Origin of the sequence: Commensalibacter papalotli (ex Servin-Garciduenas et al. 2014), from assembly GCF_000527695.1 — a bacterium.
GTDB lineage: Bacteria > Pseudomonadota > Alphaproteobacteria > Acetobacterales > Acetobacteraceae > Commensalibacter > Commensalibacter papalotli.
On the sequence record NZ_ATSX01000001.1, the window covers coordinates 164,736 to 183,194 of the forward strand.

Consider the following 18,459-nt stretch of genomic DNA (forward strand, 5'->3'; position numbering starts at 1 on the left):
CGATACATTTTCTTAATGTGAATAAAGGCGAGAGCTATACTCTCGCCTTTTTTTGCTTTATGTAATCAAATGTAAAATTTTTGGCATATAAGTCATTACCTATTTGTCTTTTTATAAAAAAAATAGGACAATTACGATATCAATTATAAATATCTTAATGCCTAGGAGCTTGAACATGTCTGGTTTATTGAAAGCTGTATTCAAAAAACTTATAAAAAAAGGTCGTTTAGAGGTCGTTTATCCAGATAAAAGGCGCGAGATATATGGTGATCAAAATGCAAAAGATTCCGCAGCAGTCGAAATTTTAACGCAAGAAACCTGTTTACGTTTATTAGTAAATCCTGGGCTAGCTTTTGGCGAGGGATATATGGATGAAACGATTAAACCGATAAATTGTTCTATTTATGATGTGTTGAATGTGATTTTACAAAATGATCTTGCTGAAGGACATTATGTAGAAAAAATAGCTTCTGTTTTAAGATTTGGTAAACGATTTTGGTCGCAATTAAATAGTTTAAAAACTTCTCAAAAAAATGTTGCCCATCATTATGATCTTAATGGGGCTTTATATAGTTTATTTTTAGATGAGGATCGACAATATTCTTGTGCATATTTTCGTACAGGAAACGAAACTTTGGATGAAGCACAACTAGCGAAAAAGAAGCACATTGCGGCAAAATTAAAACTAGACCAGCCAGGTCTAGAAGTTCTGGATATTGGCTGTGGTTGGGGAGGGATGGCTTTATTTCTAGCCAAAGAGTTTGATGTTCATGTAACAGGAATTACGCTTTCTCAAGAACAATTGCAGGCAGCTAAAGAACGCGCAAAAAAAGCAGGGTTAGAGCATAAAGTTTGCTTTGAGTTACGTGATTACCGACTTGTTGAAAAAAAGTTTGATCGCATTGTCTCAGTCGGTATGTTTGAGCATGTAGGTGTAAATTATTACGTTGAGTTTTTTAAAGATATTAATAAAATTTTAAAACCTGATGGTGTAATGCTTTTACACTCTATCGGACGTTCTGATGGTCCAGGCTCTACCAATCCTTGGATCAATAAATATATTTTCCCTGGTGGATATTCCCCATCGCTCAGCGAGGTCTTTGCTTCAGTTGAAAAAAGCGGTTTATGGGTTACAGATTGTGAAATATTAAGACTTCACTACGCAAAAACGCTAAGATTATGGCACGATCGTGTAAAAGAAGAAAAAGAAAAAATCATTCAAATGTATGATGAACGGTTTTACAGAATGTTTGATTTTTATCTATCAGCAAGCGAGTTATCTTTTTATTATCATAATCACATGAATTTTCAGTTGCAAATCAGTCCGAGTCTTGATGCCTTACCAATGACACGTGATTATATGTTTGAAGTTGAAGGTAAATTAGACTCATAGCCATTTATTTGTTGGTACAAACGAGCAAGTTGATCAAATTCTAAGATTGTTAGCGTTTCAGCTCTTCTTGTACCATCAATGTTTGCACCAGAAAGCAAGATGTCTCCACCAATGTTTCTTAAAGCACCTTTAAGCATTTTACGGCGTTGACCAAAAGCTGCTGCTGTCACTTTTTCCATTGCTTTAAAAAGATCTGCTGAAGGTTGCTCGGCTTTGGGAATGATATTAATGACCGCAGAATACACTTTAGGAGGTGGTGTAAAGGCGCCAGGGGGAATGTGCTTGACAATTACACATTGGGCAACCCATTGCGCTATGACGGATAAACGTCCATAAAATTCGGTGTTAGGAGCCGCACATACCCGTTCAGCGACTTCCTGTTGGAACATGAGCGTCAAACGGCTCCATTGCTGTCCTTGTCTTAACCACCCAAGTAATAACGGTGTTCCAATATTATAAGGAAGATTGGCTACAATTTGTCGAGGTGCTTCACATAGAGTGGTTAAATCTAGCTTTAAAGCATCATGCTCAACGATAGTGAACCGTTTGGGGTAATAAGTTTGTAGCTCGTGAAGTAATTGTAAAGCGCGCTGATCAACTTCAACACCGATAATTTTCTGAGCATGACTTCCCAGTAAAGCCCTGGTTAGTCCACCAGGGCCAGGGCCAACTTCTATAACGTTTTTATCGGTTAAATCTCCAGCCAAAGCAATAATTTGCTGATTAATCATAGGATCTAGTAAAAAATGTTGTCCCAGTGATTTTTTGGCGTGAAGATTATACTTATTTATGCTTTCTTTTAGACTGGGTAACTGGTTTTGATGCAGATTCATTGGTATTTGTGTGCATTTCAATAATTGCTTGACGGTGTAAATCACGATCTAATTGTTGGGAAACTTGTTCTACACGTTGGCTTAACAGTTGATTAGCAATTTCACTTGCAGAAATATCAGCAATATTCTTCTTTTCTTTTGAGCAAACCATGATCAGAGCAATACCATCAATCGAAACCAAAGGTTTACTGACTTGCCCTGGTTGTAAACCTTGTAAAACATTACCCATTTCAGGATTCATACGTTCAAGTTGCATCGGACCTGGATCAGAAGGCCGTGTTCCGCCCGCTTTTTGGTTTGCTTCTTCCACTTGTTGACACGTATGTAAAGATTGTTGCATTTGATTAACTTGCTTTAATACGCTGATTTGTTGTGGTGTCGGATTCTTAGGATTTAACTTAGAAGAGAACGGCAAGAAAACTTGTCTGATAGTCATCAGAGTGCCCATTTCATTACCGATTGTTCGTTTGCCACTTAACATTGCAATAATATAACCACCAGCCACTTTAATGGGGTTAGAAATAGCACCAACGGGCATTTTATTTGCTAAAGTAGCAACTTCTGGGTCAAGACTATCTTTTTGAACCCATCCTAATGAACCACCTTGTAGAGCACTTTGAGCTTGTGAAAACTGTGCTGCAACAATAGGGAAGGGAGCACCATTTCTTAACTGTTGAATAATAGTTTGAGTGAATTGTAATTCTTGTTCTGGATGACGAGCATTTTCAACAGGAACAAAAATTTCATTAAATAAATATTCAGGTTGCCCAACCTCTTGTTTTAATGCCTTTTGACGTTGTTCTACATCTTGAGCAGTAATACGATTTTGGCTGCCTAATTCTTGTTGAATAACTTGTCCCCAACCCAGCTGTAGGCGAATTTGATCAATCAATGTGCTCATAGAAACGCCGTCAGAAGAGAGCTGATTCCTAAGCGCATTGGGTGGCATGCCATTACGCTTTTCAATATCAGCAATGGCTTCAGCAATTTGTTCAGGAGCTATGTTGATATTTCTTCTAAGCATTTCTTGTGTATGTAAACGCTCGGTAATTAATTGCTTGATTAATTGAGGACGCATACGTTGCATTACATCAGGCGTTAAGCGAATGCCAGCGGTGAGTTGGAATAATTGCTCTCTGTTATTAACGTCTCTTTGTGTTAAAAGCTGACCATTAATAACTGCAATAATTTTACTCTCGGCATCTCCTTGTGCATCAGGGATAGAATAACTCTTACCCATTGCTTTGGAATTGACACCTGAAGAAGATGGGTGATTTTTATGTTCGGCGGCTATGGCAATAGAGGTTGTTGAACTTAGGAAGGTTCCAATCATGGCTAGACAAAGGCTTAACTTACATTGAGAGCGAAAAGAGGAGATACTATGTGTTTTATACATCATCCATTGATTCCAAAAGTTCCAAGCGTTTTAAAGGTTAGCATAAATAAAACTGTATCTGTATTTTGCTCACCATTAATCATTGTATATTGTTTAAGATAGATTACGTCCATGCTAAAGCAGTCATTTCTGTAACCAGCAGTTCCACCAATCGCAACATTTTCTTTTCTGGATAGGCTTCGTCTTCCGAAGGCTGATGCGTGCCAGTTCTTCCAATCCGTAGATGCACCCAATGTAAGTTCACTTGTTTTTTGATCAAACAAATTAGATGGGCCTTGAGCGCTAAAAGGATTACCCCAATAGTAGTAATAGGGTGTGATGGGCTCATAAATATACCCACCATTAATTCCGAAATGATTGAAACCTACGTTAAATATGCCTTCACCATATGTAACTTTTCCATCATATGGACTTACACGCATTCTTCCAGTTGTGCTGAAGTATTGTGATGGGCTAAGACGTAAACGACCTACGACGTCAGACATATGACGATTAACACCAGAATTTTCAGGCAAGTTCTTTGTTACATGTTCCAGATAGCTTTGTCCTACCAAGAAATCAACTTGACGGCCATCCCATGCCCAGTTTCCATGAACGCCAACATTAGCTCTGGCACCACCATCTAAACGGTCAGTTCCTTGAAAGCGATTAAGCGCAAAAAGGGTTGTATCGGAAAATTCATAGGCCAAGCTGTCTTCGTTAGGCATATTCCAGTTGCGTCCACCTTTGGAGTGAGGTGCTGCAATTAATTGCACAATAGGTTCTATAACTTGAGTACCTGTTGTATCACCAAGTTTAAATTCTCTCAGGAATGGCCAGTTCATCTTAACAGCTAACGTTGGTAAGGCTTGTCCTGAGAATTGCCTGCCACGTTTATCATTTAAATAAAGTGGTTGTTCGTATAAATGGGATGCATTGTAAATGTTTGAATCTACATGCAGCGTCACAAGCCACTTTTGTCCTATATCAGTATCAAAAGGTCTATCCCAATTCAGAGATGCTTGACCTCTTTGATCGCTGACACCATTAGAGCGATAGAGAACAAAATTAGTTGTATTAAATGAAAAACGACCACCTAAAGCATCAGGTTGCCCAAAATAGTTGTAAGTGTATCGAGGAAGGACGAAGGGAAGATCTGAGCTATTAACAGTATAATGATTGATACCCTGATAGCCTTGTAGAGTGACCTTGGAGTAAGCGCCCTCACCAAAACCTTCTAAATAAAGATCGGAATTTAATGTATCTTGCCCGTATCCATTAATACGGTAATCTTGCATATAGAAAGAAGATGTAGCAAGGTTAAGATTAGCGCCATAGCGCCAATTCTGATTTAACGCCCATTCTGTCTTTAAGAATAAATATCCTTGTGCACCATTATCTTTACTATGGGTAGAATAATCGCCTAGTTCTCTTTGTCTTCTTCTATGGTTAATTGTATCGTCAGCTATACCACCTTCAACACGTAGCATGCCTTGATTAAACCTGGCTCTATATATAGCGCTTAATTGAGGGCCTGTTTTTGTAGCAAAAAGTGGATTAAAGGTTAAGTCTGACCATTTGTTCATGGCCCAGTAATAAGGGATGGTTGTATAGGCCCCCATATATTTACCACTAAAGTTAATACTGGGGATTAAAAAACCACTTTGGCGTTTAACAGAAGGATCGACGATTGAAAAGAAAGGCATATAAAAAACAGGAATGCCAAAAAAATCAATAAAAGTATCAGAAAAATCAATACGTTGATTTTCCATATCTCGAATGGCTTGATAGGAACGTAATTGCCAAAATGGTGCCTTTTTAGGATCTTTTTCACAAATTGGACATGCTGTATAAACAGATCTGCTGAAATCGTGAACTTTTCCCCCAGTACGACGAGCACCATTAGCAGCTAGTTTCCCATTATCCGCGAGTAATGCATAAACTTGATCCATGACCCCTTCACGCATATTTTCACCTAATTGAACATGTTGGGTAAATAAGATTTCCCCGTCAGGTTCAACCATAGAAACATTTCCGTTGGCTGTTGCAATATTCGTGGTACGGTTATAGACAACTTTGTCTGCACGCAAAATATGGTCATTTTGCCAAATATGTACATCACCTTGCCAAGTAACTTCTCCAGTTTTGGAGTCATAAGATACGTTATCTGCTTGAAAGGTAATCGGATCCTTTCCAGAAAAGGGTGTTCCACTATTTTTACCAATATTAGAAGTCGCAATTTGAATTTGTTGTTGAGCAAAACCATCTTGATCAACAAGCAAACCAATGCCGCCAATAGATCCGCTGACTATACTGATTAACAGCAAAGTTTTACGTTTGTTTTTACGAGCCAACTTTCTGGCTAACTTTTTAAAGAGTGCGGGTGAAGAGTAATTACGCATCAGCCATCTTCCAAGTGAATAAGAAGAGATATTGCTAAACAAAGTCCAGCAGCGGTAGGTGCCCAAGCTGCCATAAAAGCTGGTAAAGCACCAGATTCACCAAATTGCTCTGCAATTTTCGAAATTGTAAACAAGGCAAATCCAGCAGCAACTCCAGAGCCAATCATTCTTGCGACACCACCTCTACGTGTTGATCGTGTTGCAAATCCAGCAGCAACCAAAGCCATTGTACAGGCCAGTAATGGTTGTGCCAGTAGTGCTTGGAAACGCAAGCGATGACTGATAGAAGAAAATCCAGATTCGTTTAGCAAACGAATGAACCCTGGTAAAGACCAAAATGATAAGGTATCAGGTGAGGAGAAGCTTTCTTCAATATTTGATAATGACAGATTTGTTGGCAATTTAATGGTTCCTAAATTGACAGGCAGTTTATCTGGTTTAATAGAGCGTGCATTATTTAATACCCAATAATGTTGATGTTCTAAATATCCCGAAGGCGATTCAATACGAACCAGTAAATGGTCATTATCGTCAAGTCTGAAAATACTGATTCCTTCCATATGAAGGACATTATTCTGCACTTTCACCTTTTGAGCATGTAAAATTGCAACACCTTTCAGGCCCAGCCCTTGATCAGATTGGCGAACCCATAAAGACCCACCGGATAAGGTTGTTAATTTTCCTCCGTTTGTATTTAAATAGGTTTGATCAAGAATTTCAGCTTTGCGAAATAGGTTGGAAGATATTGGTGATATTACCATAATTGAAAATAGTCCCAACATAAACGCGCAAACTACAGGAGCAGTTAGAAATTGCCATGCAGAAATCCCAGCTGCGCGAGTTACGATTAATTCTGATGAACGTGTTAATCGCCAAAAGCAAATAATCCCACCCAATAGAATACCAAAAGGGAGAATTTGCATACAGAAATTGGGAATATGGTATAAAGCAATAGAGGTTGCAATACTGGTTGAAACATGTGGTTTGGTCGCAACACGACGCAATAAATCAATAAAATCAAATAAAGATACAAGTGCGGTTAACGCAAGTATCATAGATACTGAGGCAAAACTGAATTGTTTTGCAATGTAAATTGAAATTGTACGAGCAATTAACATGTTTTATCTGCCTTTTTTTGTAGAAGATAAAAGGACAGGATTATTGTTTTTGCTTTTAAGCTCGGGTAAAAAAAGAATAAATGAAGCAATAATACCAGGTAGAATTGCTATAACCCATATCAAAGGAATAGCAGCCATATTTCTGGTTGCAATATTTTGTACGATTAAAATCAATGACATTAATCCAACAATTGTAAAAATTGCCCCTAAGGGTCTTAAAATATTACCATATCGAGCAAAATTGCCTTTTAATACGCTTACCAAGGCAATCATTGTAAACGATAAAATCGTTAATGGTGAAGTTAAACGCCGATGAGCTTCGACTGCCAGCTTGCCATAATCCCGATCGAATACTGCTTGTTGATCAGGATGTAGTAATTCATATAAAGACATTTCGGTAGCATCTTTGAGGCGCGCAGTTTGTTCTTTATTCGAGGAAAGATCAATCGTATTACGTTCGAAATTTAATACATTTAAGCGCCCTGTTTTTTTATCAATAACTTCACGAGATCCGTTAAGGAGGACAACTTGAGGTTTATCGTTAATAATAACGATATTACCACTTTCGGCCAAGATTGTAGCCTTATTATCTGGTTGCCTAGCATCTTCTACTAAAATGCCTTTAAGAACGCCGTTATGATCTTTGGAGCGAATATAAACAGTCAAGTTATTAGAGACACTTGTAAAAACACCTTCTTGCAACATAAAAGCAGCCATCTTATTGCGAATTTTAAATTCGTTTTTACGAAAAGAGTGATAAGCAGCAGGTACAATCCATATATTTAATAAATAACATATAATCGTTGCAGCTATTGCACATATCATACCAGGCTTTGCTAAAGCAAATGAAGACATGCCAGCAGCCCGCATAACAATAATTTCTCTGTCCCCAGCTAGACGATTATATATGAATTGAACAACGACAAAAGTGGTAATGGGTAAGATAACAGCAACAAAAGAAGGGACTAGTAACCCTGTCAGCTCTAGGAAAACGCCTAAAGATAAACCACGGTCCACAACCAATGATACAAAACGCAAAGATTGTGTAAGCCAAATTAATGCTGCCAACCCTCCTGTTGTGGCCACTAACGCGATCAATAATTGATGTAAAATGTAGCGGTCAAACATAGGGAGACGCAAGGAAGTAAATAAACGCATATGAAAATTATCCCACCTTGTTCCCTAGATCTTTCTTCTTTACTATTATTAAGTCGAAAAAGAAAACAAAAACTGTAAATTACATACTTAAATAAAGACATTTCACTGTTGCGTTTCATTAAGTCAACAGTGAAGGCCTTTGTAATTTTTTATATAATCTAATCAATTGTTAAAGTTGAACGATATTAATATAGTTCAGATTAAGACAATATTATGGTTTATGTGCTTGTATCTGGAAATATTTTCCCAGGGTTCAAAAGGTTCCTAGGATCCAGGCTCTGTTTGATTTTTTGCATAAGCTCAAGTTCAGCACCACCGCGCCAAGAGGGCATCATATAGTTCTTTAACTGTCCTATGCCATGTTCTGCTGAAAAAGATCCTTCAAGATCATAAACAACTGCACATACCGCGTCCATGAGGTCATGACTTTTACTCATAAAATCATTTCCATTATCATTGGATGGTTGAACAAGATTGAAATGAATGTTTCCATCTCCAAGATGCCCAAATGGTACGACTTGTATTCCAGGGCATAGATCTTCGCATGCTTTGGTTGCACGGGTAATAAATTCAGGAATAGAAGATATTGGAACAGAAACATCATTTTTAATATTTGCGCCAGCGCGTTTTTGTGATTCTGCTTGTTCTTCTCGAAAACGCCAGAGGCTTTGGCGTTGAGTTTCACTTTCTGCTAGCACAGCATCTAAAACAATTTCTTCCTCAAAAGCATGTTCTAATACTGTTTCAAAGAGTTCTCTTAAACCATTACCTTGCGCGGGAAGCGCTAATTCTATTACGATGTAAACAGGTGCTTTTGTTTCTAATGGACATTTTAGTTCTGGAAATTGCTTTAAAACTAAATCCATGCCTTTTTGAGAGATATATTCAAAAGCTTGTAAGGCGGCTGGATTATGGTTGTTAAACAGATGTAATAATTTTAAGGCATGATCTAAATCTGGTACAGCACATAGAGCTACTTCAGTAGAACGGGGATAAGGGTGAAGATGTAATACAGCAGCAGTAATAATCCCTAAGGTTCCTTCAGAACCAATAAAAATCTGTTTTAATGCATAGCCAGTATTATCTTTCCTGAGCCTGCGCAAATTATGCAAAATCTGTCCATCAGCTGTAACGACTTCTAACCCCAATACAAATTCTCTGGTATTTCCATAGCGTAGGGTATTATTACCCCCAGCATTTGTAGCAATAATACCGCCAATTTGAGCTGAACCTTGAGAGGAAATAACGATGGGTAGATATAACCCAGCATTTTTGGCTGCATTTTGTGCTTCTTCTAAGATAACACCAGCTTCCAAAGTAATCGTAGAATCAATTTTATCAATGTTGCGAATTTTATTCATACGACTAAGGCTTAATACAATTTGATTACCTTGCTTTGGAGGTGTTGCACCACCTACAAGGCTTGTATTCCCACCTTGAGGAATAATTGCGACGTTACGTTGTGCACATAACTTGACAATATTTGCTACTTCTTGGGTATTTTGTGGTCTAATAACGGCAATACTATTTCCCCGAAAGATTTCTCGCCAATCAGTGTTATAGCTTTTTGTATCCTTTGGGTTAATCAGAATTCCTTGTGTACCGACAATCGCTGTCAGATCATGAATAAAGCTGTTCGTATCCATAAATAAATCCATTAATGAAGGTAAATTGTATTGTCGGGTTGATGAGGTTGATTAAAGGCGGTATTCACGACTGCAGTACCTGCAATACCGAAAAATAAACCACAAAGTAAAGATACAATGACTAACACAGTTTTAAAAGGGGACTTTTCTTGAACGACAGAGAGGGCAGATTGCATTTCAGCTCTGGAACGTTGTGTTAGTAATAATTCTGATCTTAAAGCTTCATTTTGCCTTCTTAGATTTCGGATCGCTGAATCGAGTTGGTTGATACTGTGTGTAAGATCAGAGATTTGAGAGCGAGCTTTGATAAGATCAGCAGAATCATTGCTTTTTTTGGATTGAGAATTGCTTGTTTTTCTGGGTGGAGGATTATTGACAATGTTAGTAAAAAGATTTTTTAATGCACCACCTGTAGTCGCATTTTTTTTTGCTCTTTTTTTGATAGCTTCCAATGCATTGGCGGACTGCCCTGGCTGATCCTCTAAAACTAAGGCCAGAATATCAGATAGGACTTTGAGTTCTTTTGGGTCTATTTTTTGATTCATTGTTATCTATGCTAATCTTGGTGCTGCAGCACGGGTAAGCCTGTCACAAATTGCAAGTCCAAGACCCGTTTTGGGAATGGGCATAACTGCAATTCCTTTTAACCCAAGTTCTCTTCCTTGAACATCTAAAAAGCGTAAACATGCAAACAAATTTTGAGCAGCCTCTTCTAAATTAGCTGTGTTACTTAGATTTTTAGAGAGACCAGTATGTTCGATTGGTGGGCCAAATGCAAGTAGTGCCTCATCAGGAAAAATTTCATGGCAATTAAGTCTCACGGGTAAATGGGGTGCGTAATGTGAGCTCAGTTGCCCTGGGGCTATAATTTTTGTTTCTATGGGCTGGTTCGAGATAATTGGGCCGCAAATGGGAATAAGGTCTTCCAAAGTCACGCCACCTGGGCGCAACAGGGTTGGGACATTATTACTTAGATCAAGAATGGTGCTTTCGACGCCAACTTGGCAGGGGCCAGAATCAATAATAGCATCAATTTTATGATTAAGCTCTTGAAAGACGTGTTGCGCCGTAGAAGGGCTGATCTTACCAGAACTGTTGGCCGAAGGGGCAGCAATGGGTTTTTGGCTGAATTTAATAAGTTGACGTGCCACTTTTGTACTAGGAATACGCACTGCCATGGTTGATAAATTTGCCGTGGCAATAGGACTGATTTGAGTGTTGGTATTCTTTTTTTGTGGTAAGACCAATGTTAAAGCACCAGGCCAAAATTTAAGGGCAAGCTCGTGGGCTAGTTCAGTTTTAATTACAAATTGAAAAACATGATCAAGATCAGAAAAATGAATAATAAGAGGATTAAAACTGGGACGACCCTTGGCTTGATATATTCTTTGCACAGCTTGACTATTCGTCGCATCTGCACCCAGTCCATAGACAGTTTCTGTGCCAAAAGCAACGATACCGCCTTGTTTAATAATAGTTGCAGCTTGTTTAATTTCAGAAATGGAATCAGAAAATAAAGACGTCATCATAAATTAATCACACAAGTTACTTAAAAAACGATCAATTAAGGTTCCAGAACAAAAGAAAGGAGGGATGCGAGAACCTTCCTTACCATATTGTAAAGGTTGATTATCTAAACCGCGCAAATATCCTCCAGCAGCTTCTAAGATGGCCTGAGGAGCAGCCGTATCCCACTCCATAATAGAATTAAAGCGAAAATGCAAATCTGCCTTACCTTCGGCAATACGAATTATTTTTGCCGCAGATCCCATTGCGTTGACTGAACAAGTGGGAAAACCTTCCAACGCTTTACTAAGTTGAGGATCGTTAACATGGTGATGAGAGGTAATAATGCGAAAACCATTTTGGGGGAGAGGACTTACATGAATAGGGGTTTTACCATTTTCATCAATACGCCAAGCACCTTTACCTATAATTCCGCAAAAAATTTCTTGATGAGCAGGTAATGCAACCACGCCTATTACAGGTTTGCCATTACGAACAAGACCAATATTAATAGTAAAATTTTTGCTGCCTCGAATAAAGCCTTTTGTTCCGTCCAAAGGGTCTACAAGCCAAAATTCTGATCCTATTTGAGTGTGTATCCCTTTGGAGGCCTCTTCTTCAGCGATGATGGGAATAGAAGGAACGGCCGTTCGTAAACCTTGGAGAATAAGGTTTTCCGACGCTTGATCCGCTTGGGTTACGGGGCTTTGGTCTGTTTTTGTAGAGACAATCACCCCTTCTTCACGGATTTTATTGATAATGATTGCAGCTTGTTGTGCTAAATCAATTGCCAGTTCCATTAATTGTTGGTCAGAGACAGGATGCATTATAAAATCCGAACCCAAATAATATGTCAGGTAATTTTAAGGTAATAATACTCTCACATTAAAGTGAATTTTATTTTATAATTCAATTATCGTTTAGAGAATATACCAAAAATATCACGGTAAGTAGATATTTATAAAATGTAGTAAAGTTAAATAACTTTTCTATATAGAAATTATTGCTGGGTATGAATTATTTTTATATAAAGAAACTGCATTTAATTTGGCAATTATTATAAAAAAATGCAACCCAATCCTTATTAAATACAGCCAAAGTGATGGTGGATAATCCCATTATGCTGAGTTTATAAGAATTGGAAAGTCTTAAAGCAATCGTTGTTAAAGTCGATCATTTTACCGTTCATAATGGTAATTAGGATTTAATGAATGATTTGTTAAAATTGATTATTGATCAATGATAGTTAATATATTTTAATTGATCAATATGGTTCTTTATCGATTGAAAATATTGAAAATAATAAATATATCTCTATTTTAGAGGCTGATAGTTGGGAGAATTTACTATTCAGATTAATTGAATTTTCTTAAACACTAGGCAAATAACGGATTATCACGGGCTCTATAAATTCTAATTTTAGTTTATGGGGCAACGATTCTTAGATTATTGGTATAAGTTCAATTGGTATTCTTGTAGATAACGTAATTGAGCATTCTATTGCTAGATTTTTATCATAACTTTTTAATTTAATGATAAAATCATAAACAATTATTAATGTATATAAAATTTAATTATTAGAGAAGTATGATGAGTAATATGGTTTATTGCAGAGGCTGTGGAAAACAAATTGATGAAAGTGATTCTTTTTGTCCTCACTGTGGTACTGCACAAAAGGTTATGAATACAAATGTTAATCCGAACGTTTATTCTGGTGACAATGTAAATATGAACCCCAATGTCGGCGGAATGTCGCAAAAAAGACTGGCAGCAGCGTTGTTTGCATTTTTCTTGGGTGGGTTTGGTATTCATAAATTTTATCTGGGACAAGTGGGAATGGGAATTTTATATTTATTGTTCTGTTGGACAGGTATTCCTTTTATTGTTGGATTTATCGAAGGTATTATTTATATTTGTATGTCTGATGCGGATTTTACGGCTAAATATGGTAGATAATTTTTTGATTTGTTTTGTTTAAATACTGAACTATCATAAAGAAAAATAAATTTCTTTGCTCTTTGGTTTCTATGCTGGATATTTTTGTTATAGTAAGCATAATAGATGTCAATTTAATTAAGCATATTTTAAAATAACAAAGGAATATTCTCATGATACCAACAGTTAGTTTTGCAAGTTTAAAGAAACCAGAAAAAGGTGATATTGTTCTTTTTGTTTTCGAAGGTGGAGAGCACGGAGATTCTTTTCGTGTGATTAACAAAACCTTAGGTGACGCTTTAACACGTGCAATGGTTGCAGAAGATTTTACAGGCAAATTGGGACAGGTGTGTAAACTTGTCTCTCCCAGCGCTGAATATACTCATGTTGTGATTGTTGGTTTAGGTGTAAAAGAAGAGTTTTCGAATGATAAAGCTCGTCAAGTAGGCGGTGCCGCAGCAAAAGTATTAAACCATAAAACAACATCAATTACGTTGATGACAGATTGGGACTTTACAGAATATTCAACTTATATTGCATTAGGTGCTTTGTTGAGTGTGTATGAATTTAACAAATATTGCACAGAAAAAAATAAGAAAACAGATACTAAATATTTGCAAGAAATCCAGGTCTTAACGTCTGATTACGAAGCTGCCCAAAAAGGTTGGTCTAATATTGCCGCAATAGCCGAAGGATCTTATTTAACCAGAAATCTCGTTAATGAGCCAGCTAATCATCTTACACCTCCAGAATTTGCAAAACGCATTCAAGAGTTAGAATCTTTGGGAATTTCTATCGAAGTGTTGGGCAAAGCTGAAATGGAAAAATTGGGCTTTGGTGCTTTACTTGGTGTCGCACAAGGAAGTGATGCAGAACCTAAAACTGTAATTATGCAGTGGAAAGGTAACCCAGAAGATAAAGAAGCACCAATTGCTTTCTTGGGTAAAGGGGTTACTTTTGACTCTGGTGGAATTTCCATTAAGCCAGCTGGTGGTATGGAAGATATGAAAATGGATATGGCAGGGGCCGCTACAGTAGTAGGGTTAATGAAAACCTTGGCTACACGCAAAGCCAAAACCAATGTCATTGGGGTTGTTGGGTTGGTTGAAAATATGTTATCAGGCAACGCACAACGTCCAGGCGATATTGTTACCAGTGCATCAGGTCAGACCATTGAAGTATTAAATACCGATGCTGAGGGGCGTTTGGTATTGGCAGATATTCTTTGGTATACTCAAGATCGTTTTAAACCCCGTTTCATGATTAATCTAGCAACCTTAACAGGTGCGATTGTTGTGGCGTTGGGTTATGAATATGCTGGGTTATTCTCTAATAATGATGAATTATCCGAACGTCTCTCAACGATCGGGAATGACATTGGTGAAAAAGTATGGCGTATGCCAATGGGGCCTGCTTATGACAAAGCGCTGGATGCACAATTTGCTGATATGCAGAATATTGGTGGTCGTGATGGTGGCTCGATAACAGCGGCTCAATTCTTACAACGTTTTGTTAATAAAACCCCTTGGGTGCATTTGGATATTGCGGGTACTGCTTATACTGGTAAAGGCACGAATAATGGCCCCAAAGGTGCTACATCATTTGGTGTATGTTTATTAAACCAATTGGTCAAAGAGCATTACGAAGCCTAAGGATTTAATTGATATGGCCTCTATTGGTTTTTACCATTTAACCAAGACTTCTTTGGAACAAGCTTTGCCTGCTTTGTTAACTCGCACGATGCAGGTTAAAGAGCATGGTTTGGTGTTGTGCAAGGATGATGCGCAGGTAAAAATTTTAACTGAGGCCTTATGGCGGATAACGCATCCTGTATGGTTACCTCATGGCTGTCACACCTCTAAACATCAAGATATTTCCCCTGAGTGGCAGCCTATATGGCTTACAATATTCGAGGAAAATCTTAATAAGGCTGCCTTTCTTTTTTTAGTGAGAGGGCAGTCTTTAAGTGCTTTAAACTCATTTAAACGCGTCTTTGACTTATTTGATGGGAATGACGAGCAGGCAGTGCTTGAGGCACGTGAACGATGGCGTTTATTAAAACAAGATGGACATGAGTTGACTTATTGGAAGCAAACTGAAAAAGGATGGGAGCAAGGGGGAAAAGGCTGAATAAAGAAGGACTTTTGCTTATTTCTTTGATGAAATTACTATATTTTTTGTAGATTTTGCGTTAGTGAATAAACTCCATTCTAAATAATATTTCCTCAATGATAAAGGAATAAGGCTCTGTCTATTTTTATTCTAAGTTTGTTATTGTTGATAGTAGTCTTCATAGGGCTTCAAGGGGGAATAGCAGCAAAAAGATATTATCAGGGACGAGCTTTAACGGGATTAGAGAATGCCCCTTTGATTTTATCAGTAATAGGATGCTTTTTAACCTTTATCTATTCTGTATTTTACCTGTCATCTATATCGTTAATAATACCGATTTTAGGAAAAATATTTGGAATCAGTTTTTATCTTGATTCATTAAATTCCTTTTGTTTGTTTTGTCTCTTTTTTTGCGGCGCTTTATTTATTTTTTTTAAAAAAGAGCTTGGTGTTTCGCATTATTTTTTATTACCCTATGTCAATGTAACTTTACTATTATTGGCAGGTAATTTATTCTTTGTTATTGGGTTGCTGGCCTTCTTGATTATGATGAATTATGGATTATCTATTGGGAAAAGCCTAGCACCGTTTGTTGGTTTAGCTAGTTTGTTTTTGGGAATTATATTACTTCCTGCTCAAATGGGAGAGCAGGGTAATTTTGCTTATTTATCTTTTGAAACGATAAGACAGATTAGCTTTTCACCTTGGGTATTATTTTGTGTTTTAATAACCAGTGGTGCGTTAATGGGCTTTGTGCCTTTTTCTCAATGGCGAATGAATATAGCAAGACAAGGTAAAGGGGACGTTGTCTATAGTTTTATGCATCTTTTATTGTCGATGGCGGGTATCTACTTACTTTTGCGGTTTTACATCGACTTAGGTAAGCATAGTGAAACTTATTGGTTGTCATTTCTGGTAAAAATATTAGGTGTTATCGCGGCCTGTTATGCAGGATGGCAAAGTTTAGTTGTAAAGCAATTCCATGAACGAGTGAGCTGTCTATATATTTTAGGAAATGCAGTTCTTGTACAAACAATTGGTATCGTAACTTCTTTTATGGGCTCTGATCATCAACAATCGATCGCATTTGCGAATGATGCGCTTTATTTTGGTTTATTTGTTCAGTTTGTGGGCTTCACGTTTGTTTTTTTATTATCGGGATTTTTGAAAGATTATTATAACGCGAAACCTAAAGAAACTTTAATACCTTCATCTATATTAATTTCTTTATTCTTATTAAGCTTTTTACTCTCAGGATTACCCCCTTTTGCAGGGTTTTCAGTGTTTTGTGAAAATTTACAATTATTACTCTTCATGCCATCAGGGCATTACCTTAGTAACAGTTTATTAGGAATTCTTATTATCGGTTTGAATGCGGCGATTTTAATCCTTGGTGTACTGGGATGGATCAGGTTGATTTTGACAGGTGGAACGGGGTCATTGCAAAAAGCATTTTCTGAATTGTCAGAATATCTCTCTTTGAAATTCTTTGCTGAAGTAAAAATAGGAATATATTTTTTATTCATAATTACTTTATTACCAGGATTAATTTTTATTATAGCTCGTTCTGTTGCTGTGAATGTGATGGGGTTATCTCTATCGTCTCACAACTTTTTAACGTTTAGTGTAGACCCACAACAGACAGTTTTTATGCCTTGGTTAATTGCAGTTTTATTAACTGTGATTATGTTGATTATTACTTGGGTTGCACGTAAAGAAAAAAAGAAAACCTATGATTTTTTATTAAGAGACTCAATTGCGCAACCAAATATTCATCGTTCTGTTATCGTAGAAGAAACAAGTTTTTCTTTTGGTCAAGCTTGCTTTGAATCAATGTTGAAAAGACGGTTTTCATTGATCACTTCTTTTTCTACGGTAAATTATGTGATTTTTAAAAATTTGCTCAGGTTTAAAAAAAATTGCCTTAGTTATACACATCGACTTAATCTTTTAACATGGCAATACCAGAATTTTCTGATGTTATTTGTGCTGGCAATTGTGCTTATTTCGATCAGTTTTGTCGCACGGTGATCGCATGCTGTTTTGGTTTTTAAGTTTTGTGATTGCTTTGTTGCATTTAGGAATGATCTTGTTATTAGCACCTTGGGTCATGGGATTTCAAAAATGGTTGGAAGCAAAGATTCAAGGTTTACCAGCGGTTCCCTTTTGGTTTTATCGTAGAGAATTATACTCGGCTAATATTAAACGCCTTTCTAGTTTTTCAACGACCACATCTTTTTATAGTCCATTATTGCCTTACACAGGTTTGGGTGCAGTTATTATTGCAGCTTTGTTGGTTCCCACTTTTAGTGTTGGTATGGTAACTGGATCTTTAGCCGATTTGTTATTGATTATCGCTCTATTAATGGTTGTGCCTGTGGTCTTTTTCTTAACTGCCCTTCGATATACTTCGTTAAAGAGTTTGAAATTATTACAAACAACGCTTGTAGATAGTCTTTTATTTCTTCCTGTTTTATTTTTTATTGCAGCCATTATTCATTTTATAACTGGTAGTACATTTCTTGACGCTGTGGTGGTTTTCTTTCATCAGTTTGGAGAGCTACCTCTAATGGCTTATAGCCCCTTATTAGTGGCGGCTTGTTCATTATTTTTTGTGGTTTGGGATATGCCAACATTTTCACAAAAGGAAGGCATCGATGGATTTGGAGGGTCTGATAAAGGGCTGTTATTATATATTAATGATGTGAGATTTCTAGTTTGGTTATCTTTGATCGCTTTATTTTTATGGCCACAAAGTTTGGCGGTTCTACAATCTGGAGATCAAGATTTTACGATTTGGTTACGTGCGGTTCCTTTTGGATTATTGGCTTGGGTTACGAAGATTTTTGTAGAGTGCATAATTTTGGCTATCATGCGTAGTTTATTGCTATTTTCAAGTGGAATTTATCGTGTAGGGATTGCTGTTATTTTAAGTTTCTTGGCCATTATTCTGTATTTTGCTGGTTTAAGTGGAGCATAAA

At 37.1% G+C, this 18,459-nt stretch carries 15 protein-coding genes; 6 read left to right on the forward strand and 9 right to left on the reverse strand.

Annotation, left to right across the window (positions count from 1 at the left end; translation table 11 throughout):
• Nucleotides 1-175 precede the first annotated feature (175 nt).
• Complete coding sequence (locus COMX_RS00760; RefSeq protein WP_034335934.1) at nucleotides 176-1,393, forward strand: SAM-dependent methyltransferase; 1,218 nt, start codon at nucleotides 176-178, stop codon at nucleotides 1,391-1,393.
• On the opposite strand, the gene rsmA is transcribed toward COMX_RS00760, so the two are convergent.
• The 9 genes from rsmA to cysQ form a co-directional block, all read right to left on the reverse strand.
• Complete coding sequence (gene rsmA / locus COMX_RS00765; protein WP_051461751.1) at nucleotides 1,357-2,226, reverse strand: 16S rRNA (adenine(1518)-N(6)/adenine(1519)-N(6))-dimethyltransferase RsmA; 870 nt, start codon at nucleotides 2,224-2,226, stop codon at nucleotides 1,357-1,359. The two genes, COMX_RS00760 and rsmA, sit on opposite strands and share 37 nt — an antisense overlap.
• Nucleotides 2,177-3,625, reverse strand: a complete 1,449-nt coding sequence (locus COMX_RS00770; RefSeq protein WP_051461752.1) for a peptidylprolyl isomerase — start codon at nucleotides 3,623-3,625, stop codon at nucleotides 2,177-2,179. Before COMX_RS00770 ends, rsmA begins: the two co-directional genes overlap by 50 nt.
• Nucleotides 3,622-6,003, reverse strand: a complete 2,382-nt coding sequence (locus COMX_RS00775) for an LPS-assembly protein LptD (RefSeq protein WP_051461753.1) — start codon at nucleotides 6,001-6,003, stop codon at nucleotides 3,622-3,624. The genes COMX_RS00770 and COMX_RS00775 overlap by 4 nt, the downstream gene beginning before the upstream one ends.
• A complete protein-coding gene (gene lptG / locus COMX_RS00780) occupies nucleotides 6,003-7,121 on the reverse strand; it encodes an LPS export ABC transporter permease LptG (RefSeq protein ID WP_034335936.1) in 1,119 nt (372 codons plus the stop codon). The genes COMX_RS00775 and lptG overlap by 1 nt, the downstream gene beginning before the upstream one ends.
• A 3-nt stretch (nucleotides 7,122-7,124) precedes the next feature.
• The gene (gene lptF, locus COMX_RS00785; protein ID WP_034335939.1) at nucleotides 7,125-8,279 is read right to left on the reverse strand and encodes an LPS export ABC transporter permease LptF; all 1,155 of its coding nucleotides are present in this window, start codon (nucleotides 8,277-8,279) and stop codon (nucleotides 7,125-7,127) included.
• Nucleotides 8,280-8,497: 218 nt separating this feature from the next.
• Nucleotides 8,498-9,925, reverse strand: coding sequence for an FAD-binding oxidoreductase (locus COMX_RS00790; protein ID WP_051461754.1), 1,428 nt, complete (start codon nucleotides 9,923-9,925; stop codon nucleotides 8,498-8,500).
• A gap of 11 nt (nucleotides 9,926-9,936) precedes the next feature.
• A complete protein-coding gene (locus tag COMX_RS00795) occupies nucleotides 9,937-10,470 on the reverse strand; it encodes a hypothetical protein (RefSeq protein WP_034335941.1) in 534 nt (177 codons plus the stop codon).
• Between the two features lie 6 nt (nucleotides 10,471-10,476).
• Nucleotides 10,477-11,451 (reverse strand): L-threonylcarbamoyladenylate synthase, encoded by a 975-nt coding sequence (locus COMX_RS00800; protein ID WP_200867614.1) that lies wholly within the window; start codon nucleotides 11,449-11,451, stop codon nucleotides 10,477-10,479.
• A gap of 6 nt (nucleotides 11,452-11,457) precedes the next feature.
• Nucleotides 11,458-12,258 (reverse strand): 3'(2'),5'-bisphosphate nucleotidase CysQ, encoded by an 801-nt coding sequence (gene cysQ / locus COMX_RS00805; RefSeq protein WP_034335946.1) that lies wholly within the window; start codon nucleotides 12,256-12,258, stop codon nucleotides 11,458-11,460.
• Nucleotides 12,259-13,021: 763 nt separating this feature from the next.
• Here cysQ and COMX_RS11330 point away from each other — a divergent pair.
• The 5 genes from COMX_RS11330 to COMX_RS00830 all read left to right on the forward strand — a co-directional run bounded on the left by COMX_RS11330 (nucleotide 13,022) and on the right by COMX_RS00830 (nucleotide 18,458).
• Nucleotides 13,022-13,387 (forward strand): TM2 domain-containing protein, encoded by a 366-nt coding sequence (locus tag COMX_RS11330; RefSeq protein ID WP_034335949.1) that lies wholly within the window; start codon nucleotides 13,022-13,024, stop codon nucleotides 13,385-13,387.
• A 155-nt stretch (nucleotides 13,388-13,542) separates the two neighbouring features.
• Nucleotides 13,543-15,018, forward strand: a complete 1,476-nt coding sequence (locus COMX_RS00815) for a leucyl aminopeptidase (protein WP_371827973.1) — start codon at nucleotides 13,543-13,545, stop codon at nucleotides 15,016-15,018.
• Nucleotides 15,019-15,031: 13 nt separating this feature from the next.
• Nucleotides 15,032-15,496: a DNA polymerase III subunit chi gene (locus COMX_RS00820; protein WP_034335953.1), complete on the forward strand. Its 465-nt coding sequence runs from the start codon at nucleotides 15,032-15,034 to the stop codon at nucleotides 15,494-15,496.
• A gap of 147 nt (nucleotides 15,497-15,643) precedes the next feature.
• Nucleotides 15,644-17,509: a hypothetical protein gene (locus COMX_RS00825; protein ID WP_152534135.1), complete on the forward strand. Its 1,866-nt coding sequence runs from the start codon at nucleotides 15,644-15,646 to the stop codon at nucleotides 17,507-17,509.
• Between the two features lie 4 nt (nucleotides 17,510-17,513).
• Entirely contained in the window at nucleotides 17,514-18,458 is a 945-nt protein-coding gene (locus tag COMX_RS00830) for a hypothetical protein (protein ID WP_034335959.1), read from the forward strand.
• Nucleotide 18,459: the final 1 nt, after the last annotated feature.